The 13,310-nt window shown below is 70.9% G+C and carries 12 protein-coding genes; 6 read left to right on the forward strand and 6 right to left on the reverse strand.

Annotation, left to right across the window (positions count from 1 at the left end):
* Positions 1 to 91: 91 nt before the first annotated feature.
* From ACFYYW_RS09245 to ACFYYW_RS09260, 4 genes are all read left to right on the forward strand, one after another.
* Entirely contained in the window at positions 92 to 1,726 is a 1,635-nt protein-coding gene (locus ACFYYW_RS09245) for an LCP family protein (RefSeq protein ID WP_387646772.1), read from the forward strand.
* Between the two features lie 315 nt (positions 1,727 to 2,041).
* Entirely contained in the window at positions 2,042 to 3,097 is a 1,056-nt protein-coding gene (locus ACFYYW_RS09250; RefSeq protein ID WP_352321572.1) for an acyltransferase family protein, read from the forward strand.
* A 56-nt stretch (positions 3,098 to 3,153) separates the two neighbouring features.
* A complete protein-coding gene (locus ACFYYW_RS09255; RefSeq protein WP_387646775.1) occupies positions 3,154 to 4,116 on the forward strand; it encodes a glycosyltransferase in 963 nt (320 codons plus the stop codon).
* Between the two features lie 38 nt (positions 4,117 to 4,154).
* The gene (locus ACFYYW_RS09260; protein ID WP_387646778.1) at positions 4,155 to 4,862 is read left to right on the forward strand and encodes an acetoacetate decarboxylase family protein; all 708 of its coding nucleotides are present in this window, start codon (positions 4,155 to 4,157) and stop codon (positions 4,860 to 4,862) included.
* Here ACFYYW_RS09260 and ACFYYW_RS09265 read toward each other — a convergent pair.
* From ACFYYW_RS09265 to ACFYYW_RS09290, 6 genes are all read right to left on the reverse strand, one after another.
* On the reverse strand, positions 4,859 to 5,743 hold the full coding sequence (locus ACFYYW_RS09265) for a glycosyltransferase (RefSeq protein ID WP_352321577.1): 885 nt from the start codon (positions 5,741 to 5,743) through the stop codon (positions 4,859 to 4,861). The genes ACFYYW_RS09260 and ACFYYW_RS09265 overlap by 4 nt on opposite strands.
* 186 nt (positions 5,744 to 5,929) lie before the next feature.
* Complete coding sequence (locus ACFYYW_RS09270) at positions 5,930 to 6,697, reverse strand: CDP-alcohol phosphatidyltransferase family protein (RefSeq protein ID WP_387646781.1); 768 nt, start codon at positions 6,695 to 6,697, stop codon at positions 5,930 to 5,932.
* Positions 6,675 to 7,715, reverse strand: a complete 1,041-nt coding sequence (locus ACFYYW_RS09275) for an iron-containing alcohol dehydrogenase family protein (protein WP_352321655.1) — start codon at positions 7,713 to 7,715, stop codon at positions 6,675 to 6,677. The genes ACFYYW_RS09270 and ACFYYW_RS09275 overlap by 23 nt, the downstream gene beginning before the upstream one ends.
* A gap of 29 nt (positions 7,716 to 7,744) precedes the next feature.
* Positions 7,745 to 8,479, reverse strand: a complete 735-nt coding sequence (locus tag ACFYYW_RS09280; RefSeq protein WP_387646783.1) for a sugar phosphate nucleotidyltransferase — start codon at positions 8,477 to 8,479, stop codon at positions 7,745 to 7,747.
* Between the two features lie 77 nt (positions 8,480 to 8,556).
* Complete coding sequence (locus ACFYYW_RS09285; RefSeq protein ID WP_364389248.1) at positions 8,557 to 9,180, reverse strand: DUF5941 domain-containing protein; 624 nt, start codon at positions 9,178 to 9,180, stop codon at positions 8,557 to 8,559.
* A gap of 85 nt (positions 9,181 to 9,265) precedes the next feature.
* The gene (locus ACFYYW_RS09290) at positions 9,266 to 10,681 is read right to left on the reverse strand and encodes a CDP-alcohol phosphatidyltransferase family protein (protein WP_387646786.1); all 1,416 of its coding nucleotides are present in this window, start codon (positions 10,679 to 10,681) and stop codon (positions 9,266 to 9,268) included.
* 91 nt (positions 10,682 to 10,772) lie between these two features.
* Between ACFYYW_RS09290 and ACFYYW_RS09295 the strand changes: the two genes are divergently transcribed.
* Together ACFYYW_RS09295 and ACFYYW_RS09300 are read left to right on the forward strand one after the other, a co-directional pair.
* Complete coding sequence (locus ACFYYW_RS09295) at positions 10,773 to 11,507, forward strand: IspD/TarI family cytidylyltransferase (protein ID WP_352321586.1); 735 nt, start codon at positions 10,773 to 10,775, stop codon at positions 11,505 to 11,507.
* 69 nt (positions 11,508 to 11,576) lie between these two features.
* Positions 11,577 to 13,310: a CDP-glycerol glycerophosphotransferase family protein gene (locus ACFYYW_RS09300; RefSeq protein ID WP_387646790.1), complete on the forward strand. Its 1,734-nt coding sequence runs from the start codon at positions 11,577 to 11,579 to the stop codon at positions 13,308 to 13,310.

Below are 13,310 nucleotides of genomic sequence, written 5' to 3' on the forward strand. Positions count from 1 at the left end.
CATGGCACCGGGCACGCCGTACGTGACCTAATCTCGTGGCGCGGAGCGACCAAGCCGGCGCGTTGGCGCAAGGAACGAGGCTAGGGGGCGTATGAGTGACTACAGGAGCGCGTCCGTCCAGGACGCCAGGGTCGCCCCCAGCGCTCCGGGCAGCCGGATGGCGCGAAGGGCCGCGGGCTCCCCGCCTCCCCCGCCCGACGACCGGCCCACGCGCGGCCACCGCGGCGACGGCGGCGGCGGTCAGGGCAAGATGCGGGTGCTGGCCTGGGTCAGCATCGCCGCCACCACGGTCATGGTGGCCGGCGCGCTGACCGGTTACACCGTCTACCGGGACGCCTTCGGCAACATCACCCAGAAGAGCGTCAAAGAAGACATCATCAACCCGCGTCCGCGCGACACGGGCGCGCTCAACGTGCTTCTCGTCGGCTCCGACACCCGCGCGGGCAAGGGCAACGCCAGATACGGCCAGCAGCTCGCCAGGACGGCCGACGCCGGCGGCAAGCGCACCGACACGATCATCGTCATGCACATCTCCCCCAACCGGGACAAGGCGCGCCTGATCAGCTTCCCGCGCGACTCGATGGTGCAGATCCCGAAGTGCAAGAACGAGACGACCAAGGCCGAGATGCCGCCCCGCCGGGACATGATCAACTCGGCGTACAACTCCGGCGGCATCGCGTGCACGATCTCCACGATCGAGACGCTCACCCAGATCCGCATCAACCACTTCGTCGAGGTCGACTTCAGCGGCTTCAAGAACATCGTCGACGCCCTCGGCGGCATCGAGATCTGCCTCAAGTCCGGCGTCAACGACAAGGCGTCCCATCTCGTCCTGCCTCCGGGCAAGAGCCTGCTCAACGGCGAGAAGGCGCTCGGCTACGTACGTCTGCGCCACTACGGCGACGGCAGCGACATCCAGCGCATCAAGCGCCAGCAGATCTTCCTGAGCAAGGTCATCGCCAAGGCCACGAGCAGCGAGCTGCTGACCGACATCGGCAAGCTGACCGGCTTCATCAAGGCGGCCGCGGGCTCGGTCACCATGGACCCCGAGCTGGCCAACGACACCCAGCAGCTCATCGACATCGCCACCAGCGCCAAGGAGCTGACCGCGGGCGGCGTGCAGCTCACCACGATCCCGTGGCTGCCCGACCCGCAGGACCCCAACCGGGTGATCTGGAAGGAGCCCGACGCCTCCGCGCTGTGGGCCTCGATCATCAGCGACACCGAGCTCCCCGACCCGGCCCCGAGCGCGAGTGCCAGCGCGAGCACCAAGCCCAAGGTCACGCCCAAGCCCGAGCAGGTGAAGGTCCAGGTGCTCAACGGCACCACCACGCCGGGCAAGGCCCGCCTGGTGGCCGACGAGCTGGCCAAGCAGGGCTTCAACGTCGTCGGCGTGGGCAACTACCAGGCCGCCGACGGCGCGAGCCTGCCCGCCAGCGAGATCCACTACGCCAAGGGCGCCGCCACCGGCGCCGACTACGCGGCCGTGCTGTCCGGCGCGGTGCTGCCCAAGCCGGCTCCCTCGGCGGGCAAGGTCACCGCGACCAACCCGCAGCCCTACACCTCCGGCACCACCGGCACGGCCGCCGGCGCGGGCGGCAAGGGCGCTCCGGTGATCCAGCTCGTCGTCGGCTCCGACTTCAAGTCGGTCAAGGTGACCAAGCTTCCTGACAGCGTGAACAACAGCACCATCACGGCCGCCGACCAGAAGAACGTGTGCACCTGAGGCTCCAAGTTCCCTGTGGAACCGGACTTCTGGTGAGACAGGGACCACTAGATCGGGATAATGTTTGCGGGTCGGCGACGCAGCGCGACACGGCCGCTGTAAGGCGGTTGTAAGTGTGAAATGTCAGAGTTGCGTCGTGCACCCCGGCCCCTAACGAAGCTGAGCTCCCCAGTGTCTGACACAAAGTTCTCCCCACCGGTCACGACCCCGCGGAGCCCTGACGGCCCCGTCGAGGAAGGCGGGCCGGCGAACACTGGAGCTCGCTGGCCCCTGCCTCAGGAGCCGGTCTGGGGCAACCAGACCGACCCTCACGGCATGCCGACGGCCGAGCGCCCCGAGGAGCGGCAGGAGCCCGCCGAGGAGCCCGAGCCGCCCAAGCGCCGGCGCGACCCCTACCTCGACAACGTCAAGTTCATCCTGATCGCGCTCGTGCCGCTGGGCCACTCGCTGGTGCCCACGCTCTCGACCCATTCCTCCAGAGCGCTCTACATCTACATCTACATGTTCCACATGCCGCTGTTCGTGCTGATCAGTGGCTACCTGTCCAGGAACTTCTGGAACTCCAACGCGAAGACGAACAAGCTCGTCGACACGTTCGTCGTGCCGTACGTGATCGTGGAGATCGGCTACGCCGCCGTCCGCTACGGGCTCGGCCAGAAGTGGAGCCTCACGATCATCGACCCGGCGTGGCTCAACTGGTACCTGCTGGCGCTGCTGTTCTGGCGGTTGTCCACACCGGTGTGGAAGCGGATGAAGCACCCGGTCCCGGTGGCCATCGTCATCTACATGTTCGCCGGCTTCTCGCAGATCACCGGCGACTTCAGCATGGACCGCTTCTTCGGCCTGCTGCCGTTCTTCGTCATCGGCCTGGTGATGCAGCCCGAGCACTTCGAGATGCTCAACAAGCTGTGGATCAAGATCGCGTCGGGGGTCACGCTGCTCTGCGCGGCGGCCGTGGCCATCGTCATCGCGCCCAAGGCGCCGCTCGACCCGTTCTACTTCAAGCACAGCTTCCAGGACATGGACCTGTCCTGGTGGATGGGCCTGCTGCTCAAGGTCGGGCTGCTGGTCTGCGCCCTGGCGATGTCCTTCGCGGTGCTGGCGCTGGTGCCGCGCGGCGAGACCTGGTACTCCGACCTCGGCACCCGCACGCTCTACTGCTACCTGCTCCACGGCATCCCCGTCCTGATCGCCAAGGACCAGGGCTGGCTGGCGCTGCCGTGGCTGCACGGGCCGCTCGGCGTGCTCGCCATCGCGTGCAGCTCGTTCGCCCTGGCGATCGTGTTGTGCCTGCCGGAGACGCGCACGGTCTTCAAGTGGGTGCTCGAACCGCGCCTGACCTGGCTCTATCGCCGTCCCTCTGGAAGTTAAGCGGCCCTTCCACCTGAGTTAACGCCTTTGACCTGGTAGGCGCGGAGCATCGACACATGCGCGCATGTGTCGCCACCACCGTCCATCATCCCGAGGACGCCCGGATCATGCACCGGCAGATCAGGGCGCTGCTCGACGCGGGCCACGAGGTGACCTACGTTGCGCCGTTCACCTATTACAACGTCACCCCGGCCGTCGGGCTCACCGCCGTCGACGTCGCCCGGCAGGCCCCGTACGGGAAGGCCCGGGCGGCGCTCAGGCGCGGCGTGCGGGACGCCGACCTGCTGATCGTGCACGATCACCGGCTGCTGCGCGCGCTGCCCCACCGGCGCCCTCCGGTCGTCTGGGACGTCCGCGAGGACGTCTCGCCCAGGCGGCGGGCCCGCGCGGAGAGACGGCACCACGTGATCACCTCCGCGGTGGTGCCCGAAGCGACCCTGGTGTCGCCCAGCCCGCCACTTCCCGGCGACACCAGGGTCGTGCACATCGGCCGCCTGTCGGCCGAGGGCGGCGTGGCCGAGCTGATCGCCCTGGCCGAGCGCCTGGCGCCGCACGGCATCCGGATGGACCTCATCGGCGCCGCCGACCGCGACGTGCGCCCGCTGCTGCGCGACGCCCAGCGCGTCGGCCTGCTCGACTGGTTCGGGTACGTGCCCAACCGGCATGCCCTGCGCATGTCCGAGGGCGCGCTGGCCGGGCTGTCCCTGGCCGCCGACACCGTGACCGAGCCGCCCACGAAGATCCTCGACTACATGGGCCGCGGCCTGCCGGTGATCGCCACCCCGCAGGCCGCCCCGCTGGTCCGGGCCGTCGGCTGCGGCCTGGTGGTGCCCCGGGACGTGGACGCGCTGCTGGACGCCGTCCTGGACCTCAAGGAGGACCCCGTGCGGCGGGCCGACCTGGGAGCGGTCGGGCACGCCGAGGCCCGGCTGCGCCACCACTGGCCCGACCGGGCGGCGGACTTCGTCAAGCTGGCCGAGTCGTGGGCGGCCCTGCCGGAACACGCGCTGGCGGTGTAGGAATGGCCAGCGGGCTCCCGGGTTGATGTACTGGACCCATGGCATCGCATCTGATCCAGGGCCGGACGGTGGGCATGCCTGTGCGAGTGCAGGACGCCGAGGTCTGCAGCGCCTTCTACGCGGTGCGGGCCGACGCGGCGCGGGCGGTGATCGCCTATTCCGGCCTCGACGTGGCCGAGGTGTTCCCCGGCAAGGCCGTGTGCGTGCTGGTGTTCGTCGACTACCGCCAGGGCGACCTGGACGCCTACCACGAGTTCGGGATGGCCTTCCTGATCCGGCGGCCGGGGGCGGCGGGCTCGGTCGGGCTCGGTGACCTGCGCGGCGCGGGCGTCTTCGTCCACTGGCTGCCCGTCGACCAGCGGTTCACGCTGGAGGCGGGGCGTACGATCTGGGGGTTCCCCAAGGAGCTGGCCGACATCGAGCTGCGGCTCGGGTCGCCGTACAAGCGGTGTGTGCTGCGCAAGGACGGCAGGCTCGTGCTCGACCTGCTGATCAGGCCCGGCGTGCCGGCGCCGGCCGCCATGGCGCCGCTCGACGCCTTCACCCATCTGGAGGGCGTCACGCGGCGCATCCCCTGGTCCGTACGGGCCGGGGGCACGCGCGTGCGGCCGGGCGGCGCGCTGATCCGCCTGGGCAACCACCCCATCGCCAAGGAGCTCAGCGAGCTGGGGCTGCCCAAGCGGGCGCTGTTCGCCTCGACCGTCTCCCATGCCTCGATGATCTTCGGCGAGGCGGAGACGGCCTAGACGATCGGCGGGCGGCCGAGCTTGACCATGCGCCAGGCGGTGCGCCAGGCCATGGGACGACGCTCGCCCGCGGGCGTGCGCAGCCCCTCGAAGAAGCCGGAGAACCACGCCTTGATCGCGACCCCCGAACGGCGCTCGCGGATCAGGGTGAGCACCACCCAGTTGGTCAGGTAGAGGAACGCCAGCGGCCACGGCAGGTTGCGCCGCGCCAGCCAGACCCGGTTACGGGCGTTGAGCTGGTAGAACTGCGCGTGCCTGGTCGGGGGGACCTGCGGGTGGTACATGACGGTCTCGGCGTCGTACTCGATCCGGTAGCCCTCGCCCAGCAGGCGCCAGGCCAGGTCGGTCTCCTCGTGCGCGTAGAAGAACCGCTCCGGCAGGCCGCCGACCTGGAGGAAGGCCGAACGCCGCACGGCCGAGGCGCCGCCGAGGAACGTGGTGACCGGCGAGGAGCGCTGCGGGTCGCCCGCGCGCAGCCGGGGCACGTGCCGCCGCTGGCCGACGCCGCCCTCGGGGTCCATCACCCGGAAGGAGATGACCGCGAGGTCGGGCTCGGTGGCGAACCGGTCGCGCACGTGGGCGACGACCTTCTGGTTGGCGTACCAGCCGTCGTCGTCGAGGAACAGCACGACGTCGCCGGAGCACTCCTCGACGCCGCGGTTACGGCCGGCGGGAATGCCGGTGTTGTGGTCGAGCCGGATCGTCTTCACGACCGCGGCCGAGCCCTCGGGTGGCGTGGCCGACACCTGGGGCACGTCGGCGCCGTTGCCCACGATCACCACTTCGACGTCGCCGTCGACCTGGTTGAGCGCGGACTCGACGGCCCGGTTCAGCTCCGCGACCCGGTTGCCCATGGTGAGGATGACGCACGAGATCTTCAACGGGTCATCGTCCTGACGCGTTGAGGACACGAGCGGAGCATTCTTTCATGATCACCGAGTCTGCTGGTCTGCATCTTGTTGACAATGGTGGAGCTAAGCGTATCGGAACCGATGGTGAACCCCCACCGAACGGCGGACGTCCGATCAATACGACGGACGGGAAGCTCCTCCGGTTCCGACATGAGATCACCCAAGCCGCCTCGACGCCATAATGCTGATCAGATGGAGCACGGTCTGCAGCGCGGCGGCGATCGCGCAGGCCACGATGAGCACGCGGGAGGCCCCGAGCGTGCCGGTCGCCAGGTCGATCACCGCGGCCACCACCGCGAGCAGCGACAGCTCGATCGGCTGCATGATCCGATGGAACTTCGTCGCCGCCAGGATCCTCCTGCCCAGACCGAGCAGCCCCGAACGGAACTGCACCGCCGACGCCTCGGAGGACGCGCCCAGCCCGCCCTTGGCCCGCGCCACCTCCACCAGGTCGGTCTCGGCCTTGATGAGGATGGCGCCGAGCGCGGCGGCGAAGCCGAGCACGGTGTACCAGTCGGGCAGGACGGCCGAGGCCCGCCAGCCGAGCCCGGCCAGCACGGCGGCCTCGGTGAAGTAGGCCCCGACGCGGTCGAGGTAGACCCCGGCCAGCGACGTCTTGCCCGTCCAGCGGGCCAGCTCGCCGTCGGAGCAGTCGAGCAGCAGGTAGACCTGGACGAGCAGGGCGGCCAGCACGGCCGCCCACAACCCCGGCAGGGCCAGCACGAAGCCCGCCGCGACCCCGGCGACCGTCATCACCCAGGTGAGCTGGTTGGGCGTGACCGACGTCTTGCTCGTCAGCCACGTGACGTAGATGGACAGCCGGCGCATGTAGAGCACGCCTGCCCAGTGCTCGCCGTTCCTGCGGTCGAGATGGCCCTCGGGCTGGGCGACCCGCCGCAGCTCAGCTACCGAAGGCCCGGACATAGTCCCCCACCCGATCGCGGATCTCGGAGTCCTGCATGCGCAGGTGCTCCAGGATCGTGTAACGGCCGGGACGGGTCGACGGCGCCAGCGCGACCACCTCGGCGAACTGCTCGCCGGTCAGCCCGATGTCGGCGGGCACGACCGGGAGCTCGTGCCGGCGCAGGCAGTCGACCACCTGGGCCACCCTGGCGGCGTCCTCCCGCAGGAAGAAGCAGAAGGCGGCACCTATGCCGGCGAGCTCGCCGTGGTTGGAGGTGCCGGGGAAGAGCTGATCCACGGCATGAAGGATCTCATGATCTCCACCACTCGCGGGCCGCGACGACCCGGCGACGACCATCGACATGCCGGAGAGGATGAGCGACTCGGCCAGGACGGTCAGGAACGCGTCGGACTCGATGCCGTCGCTCCGGCCGACCAGCGCCTCGGCGGCGGTGCGGGACATCGAGCAGGCCAGGCCGTCGATGGGCTCGCCGCGCTCGACGCTGCCGAGCTGCCAGTCCTCGATCGCCGACAGGTTGCTGACGACGTCGCCGATGCCGGCCCTGACCAGCGACTTCGGCGCGTTGTGCACGAAGTCGAGGTCGACCAGGATGGCCAGCGGCATCGGCACGCCGAAGGTGCCCTTGCCCCCCTCGTAGACGAGGGAGGCGGTGGGCGAGCAGATGCCGTCGTGGGAGAGGTTGGTGGCCACGGCCACCATGGGGATGCCCGCGAGGGACGCGGCGTACTTCGTCGCGTCGATCGTCTTTCCGCCGCCGACCCCGACGACGACCTCGTAGGCGCCCTTGCGCAGGTCGGCGCCGAGTGAGACGGCCGCCTCGACCGACCCGTCGCTCACCCGGAACACCTCGGCCTCGCCGAGGGTGGGGGCGATCAGGCGCTCGATGTGGTCGCCCTGGCCGGGCCCGACGGCCACGGCCACCCGGCCGGAGGTGGCCACGCGGCTGTCGGCCAGCAGGGCGCCGAGCTCGGCGACGGCGCCGCGCCTGACCTCCATGGTCAGGGGCGCCGGCAGCATCCTCGCTAGAAGCGGCATGCGCGCTCCCTCTAGTAGCGAACGGCTATGGTGCGAGCCTTGGCCAGGTCGTCGTGGTTGTCCACCTCGACCCAGTCGACCTCGCCGATGGGCGCGACGTGGATCGCCTCGCCGCGCTCGACCATCTCCTGGTAACCGTCCTCGTAGTAGAGCTGGGGGTCGCGCTCGAACGTCGCCTTGAGCGCGTCGGCCAGCCGCTCGGCCGCGCCGGGCCTGATGAGCGTGGCGCCGATGTACTCGCCGTAGGCCTCGGCCGGGTCCATCAGCTTGGTGATGCGGCGCAGCGAGCCCTCCGGGGAGAGGGTCACCTTCATCTCTTCGTCGGCCAGCGTCTTGACGTCGTCGACCGCGAGCAGGACGTCGCTGGTCTCGGGGGCGGCCAGCAGCGTCTTCTCGACCGAGACGGGGTGGACGGTGTCGCCGTTGACCAGCAGCACGCCCTGGGCGAAGTAGTCGCGGGCGCACCACAGGGAGTAGGCGTTGTTCCACTCCTCGGCCTTGTCGTTGTGCACGAGGGTGAGCTTGACGCCGTGGCGCCTCTCCAGCTCCTCCTTGCGGTCGTGCACGGCCTGCGCCGCGTAACCGACGACGACCACGACCTCCCGCAGGTCCACCTCGGCGAGGTTGCGCAGCGAGATGTCCATGATCGTGGTTTCGCCGTCAACCGGCACGAGCGCCTTGGGCAGCGTGTCGGTGTACGGCCGCAGGCGTCGTCCGGCCCCGGCGGCCAGAACCATTCCCAGCAACGTGCACTCCTCGGTCGAGCATGACTACGTGTGCCCAAAGGTTAGTTGCCTTTGGGCCCTTCGCGGGTAATCCGCCGTCAGTCTTGCGTTCCCATCTCGCTCGCCTCGACGCCCGATCGGGGCGCGGCCAGCCAGCACGTGACACTCTCCCAGCCGAACAGCGCCCACAGGTAGAGGGTCAGCAGCACGTAGCCCGCGGTCATCCAGCCGGCCAGGGCGGCCAGCGAGACCGCCATCATCCGGCCGTCCCAGCCGAGGCCGAGCGTCGAGAGCCAGGCCGGCGGGTAGACGCGCTGGCGCAGCCGGTAGACCAGGTCGTAGTGGTGGAAGGCGAGCGCGCCGAGCAGCAGGAAGGTCAGGACCGGCGGCAGCCCGTGGGCGAAGCCGCAGGCGGCGACGAAGCTGTACTCGATGAGCCGCAGGATCGGCGGCACCAGCCAGTCGAAGCGGCCGTCGTGCGGGTGGGTGCTGCCCGGCCCGGCCAGCAGCAGCGTCACGGCGGGCGCGAACACCGCGAGCCCGTCGGACCCGGCCACGCCGATCAGCAGCAGCACGCCGGTGACGAACGTGCCGGCGATCACCGGCGGCAGCGGCGGGAGCTGCCCGGCCACGAGCAGGCCCATCGCGCGCGAGAGCGGCCCGTCGTCGCGGTAGGCGACGACCTTGCTCTCTGGCACGGGGCTCATGTGCACGGAGATCACGCTGCCCACCTCCCGATCCGGCGAACCGCCGCCGCCCCACCCGCCCCGGCGACCCTCACCGTGCCGACCCTCACCGCGCCGACCCTCACCGTGCCGACCTCGCGACGCGCCCGGCGAGCTGGTAGAGGGCCGCGACGCCGCCCCAGCCCAGCAGGGACACGAACGTCACCCTGGCGTCCCACACGGCGGCGGTGACGGCGATCAGCACCGTCCGCTCGCCGATGGGCAGCACGACCATCTTCCTGAGCCAGTGGACGAGCGAGTCGCGCTCCAGCCGCTGGGCGAGCCCGAGCATCCCGTGGGCGTGCCGCGCGTCGGCCGGCTCCAGCAGCGAGCGGGCGGGCCTGGCCCACAGCGCGCCGACGCGGCCGGCGTCGGCCACCGCCCCGGCGTAGGAGTAGTCGATGGAGTGGCGGACGACCTGGGTGATCATCGCGGCGGCGGCCAGGTACCAGATCGCGGTCCCGCCGTAGCCGAAGGCCAGCCCGACGTAGACCAGGTACTCCTTCAGCCGGTCGGCCATGCCGTCGGCCCAGGCGCCGAGCGGGGAGAACGTGCGGGTGTAGCGGGCGAGCTGCCCGTCGAGGCAGTCGAGCGCGAACGACATCAGGAACAGCGCGCCCCCGGCCGCCCGCCCTGCCTGGGTGCCGGCCGAGAACCAGACGGCGGCCAGCGCGGCCAGGCCGATCGAGACGCCGGTGACGGCGTTGGGGGTGAGCTTGAGGCGGACGGCCGGCCTGATCAGGTGGCGCGACCAGGTCGAGACGAAGAACGTGGCGAAGAAGCCGTCGTCCTCCTTGACCGAGGTGTCGAGCCGGACCCTGGCCTCGTCGACCTCGGCGAGCCTGGTCAGGGCGCTGTCGGCGGCGTGCTGGCCGGTCACGCGGTCGGCGTGCAGCGGGCCGATCGAGGCGGCGCGCACCCGTACGCCGGCCCTGACCAGTCCCACCAGCAGCAGGTCGACCGCCTCGACGGGGGTGACCGGGCCGAGCTTGCCCAGGTCGGCCAGCTCGGCCAGCTCCTCGGCGAGGTCGGCCAGGGTCGCCAGGTCGGCCTCGCCGGTCTGGAGCACGCCCCTGAACGTGGCGTTGGCCTCCGGGACGGTGTGGAACGAGCTGCCGGCGGCGACCACCCTGCCGGACTCGACGCGTACGGGCGGCCGCATCGGGGCCGCGGCGGCGTCGTGGGAGACCAGCGCGCCGGTGTCGCGCGCGGGATGTTCGAGCAGCAGCGCGAGCGCCTCGGTGTGGGCGACGAGGTCGGCGGGGAGCACCACGACCGTGCCCGAGGAGACCCGGGCGATCTTGGCAACCCCGCGCAGGTCGGCCCCGAGCCCGCCGCCGGGGGCGACCACCTGGACGTCACGGACGGGAAGCGCGGCGAACTGGTCGCTCAGCCGGTCGAGGAGCGTGCCGCCGGCGCAGGAGAGCCGGCACGCCGGGGTCGTGGCGAGCAGCACCACCGAGGTGGTCGTGCCCTCGCGGGTGAGTGAGTCGGGCAAAGCGCAGGTCTCCTCCCGGTAGGGAGTGCGTGGACACAGCGTAGCGACAGGGGCGCGCGATATCACGGAACAGGACCGTTACGCTGCCGACATGGATGCAGCGCGGCGGTCGGTCGGAGTGCTCCTCGCGGGAGGCGTGGGGCAGCGGGTCGGACATGAGATACCCAAACAACTCATCGAAGTAGCCGGGCGGACGATCCTGGAGCACTCGATCGCGGTGTTCGAGCGGGCGCCGGAGATCGACGAGATCGTGGTGCTGATGACGCCCGGCTTCACCGACCGGGTGAAGGAGATCGTGGCGAACGGCGGCCACCGCAAGGTCACCCAGATCGTGGAGGGCGGCCGCAGCCGTACGGAGAGCACGTGGCGGGCGTTGCGGGCGCTGGGCACGCAGGAGTGCGACGTGCTGCTGCACGACGCCGTACGGCCCCTTCTGGAGCCGCGGATCATCACCGAGTGCGTGGCGGCGCTGCGCACCCACCGGGCCGTCAACGTGGCGATCCCGAGCTCCGACACGGTCCTGGTGGCCGTGCCCGGCCCGGACGGCGAGGTGATCGGCGAGGTCCTCGACCGCTCGCGGCTGCGCCGCAGCCAGACGCCGCAGTGCTTCCGGCTCTCGGTGATCCGCGAGGCGTACGAGCGGGCCATGGCCGACCCGGGCTTCGCCGAGCGCCCGGCCACCGACGACTGCGGCGTGGTGCTGCGCTACCTGCCCGAGGTGCCCATCCACCTGGTCCCCGGCAGCGAGCGCAACATCAAGGTCACCCATCCGGACGACCTGCGGATCGCCGAGCAGCTCTTCGCGATCAGGGGGTCCATCTCCTGACGTGTCCGGGCATGTCGTAGACGTTCGCGTGGAAGGCGCTTGACCTGCGGGTTGTTACCGTGCGGTCGCATGAGAAGACTGCTGGCGATCGGCGCGCTGCTCGGCTGCTACCCCGTCCTGCTGGCGTCGGCGCTGTGGCCGGCGCCGCTGCTGTTCGGGCTGGTCGCCGTGGTCTCCTACGCCGTCGAGTTCGCCGCGGCACGCCTGGCCGGCGGGCTGACCGAGCTGCTCAGCCGGATGCATCTGGGCACCACGCTGCGGTTCGCGGCCCGGGAGACGGCCGCGCTGCTGCTGGTGGCGCGGGTGTCGGGGGCCGGCTCGCCGTGGTTCGTGGCGCTGGCCGCCGGGCTGTTCGCGCTGCACGGCACGCGGGCCGCGCACTCGGGGCTGGCCATCCGCCTGCGGCAGACGCTCAGCAGCATGCCGGTGACCACCCGCAACCTCGACGTGTCCGCGCTGCGCATCCCCAAGATGCCGCCCCCGTTCCTGGGCGCCCACCGCGGCCTGCGTTTCCTCGGGCTCGACGCCCTGCCGGTGCTCGGCGCGACCTTCGGCGCGGCGGCCGGGGCGGCCGGCGCGGGCGTCGCGCTGCTGCTCGGCGTGGCGGGCGTGCTGGCGCTGCTGCCGTACGTGCGCCGCACCCGGCCGCTCGGTGACCGGGCGAGGGTGCTGGAGGTCGTGGGCGAGCAGGTCAGGGCCTACGACCCGGAGGTCATCCTGTATTTCTCCGGCGCGACGGCCGCCGCCTACCAGGCCCGGATGTGGCTGCCCACCCTTGAACGCATCAACCGGCGCGCCATCGTCGTGCTGCGCGAGCGCGGCATGGCCAGGCACCTGGAGTCGACCACGCTGCCGATGGTCTGCATCCCGTCCTCGGCCGACCTGATGAGCTTCCGCGCCCTGTTCAGCGCCAAGCTCTGCCTGTACGTCTCCAACGTCGGCCGCAACGTCCACATGCTGCGCATCCCGACCCTGCGCAGCGTGTTCCTCAACCACGGCGACAGCGACAAGGAGGCGTCGTTCAACCCCTTCTCGCGGGTGTACGACGAGGTGTGGGTGGCCGGGCCGGCCGGGCGCGACCGCTACCGGCGCGCCCGCGTGGGCGTCCGGGACGAGAGCATCCACGAGGTCGGCCGGCCACAGCTCGAAGGCATCTCGACCGAGGGCCCGGGGCTGCCGTACCGGACCGTGCTCTACGCCCCGACCTGGGAGGGCTGGAACGACGACCTGTTCCACACGTCGCTGATCACCATGGGCCCGCGCATCGTGCGCGCCCTGCTGGACCACGACCCGCAGCTGCGGATCATCTACAAGCCGCACCCGCTGACCGGCCACCGCGACAAGAGCGCCGCGCGGGCGCACCGCAGGATCGTGTCGATGATCGAGGCGGCCGAGCTGGCCAGGTCGAAGGCCAGGCATCCGTCGAGCCCGGGCGGGGCGCCGGAGATCAGGCACCTGATCGTCACCGGCGACAGCCCGCACCTGTACGACTGCTTCAACGAGTGCGACCTGCTGATCAGCGACATCTCCAGCGTCGTGGCCGACTTCCTGGCCAGCGAGAAGCCGTACGCCGTGACGAACGTCGCGGGGCTGCCCGAGCGCGCCTTCCACGAGCGCTACCCGAGCACCGAGGCGGGGGTGCTCATCGGCGAGGACCTCGCGGCCCTCGCCGGTTTCCTGGACGGTGAGGACACCCTGGCCCGAGCCAGGATCAAGCTCAGGAGCTACCTGCTCGGGCCGGAGTACCCGGACGCGCTGACCCGCTTCGACGCGGCCGTCGAACGGGTCTTCGCGGGCTCATAG

This window comes from Nonomuraea sp. NPDC001831 (assembly GCF_042892035.1).
Classification (GTDB): Bacteria; Actinomycetota; Actinomycetes; order Streptosporangiales; family Streptosporangiaceae; genus Nonomuraea.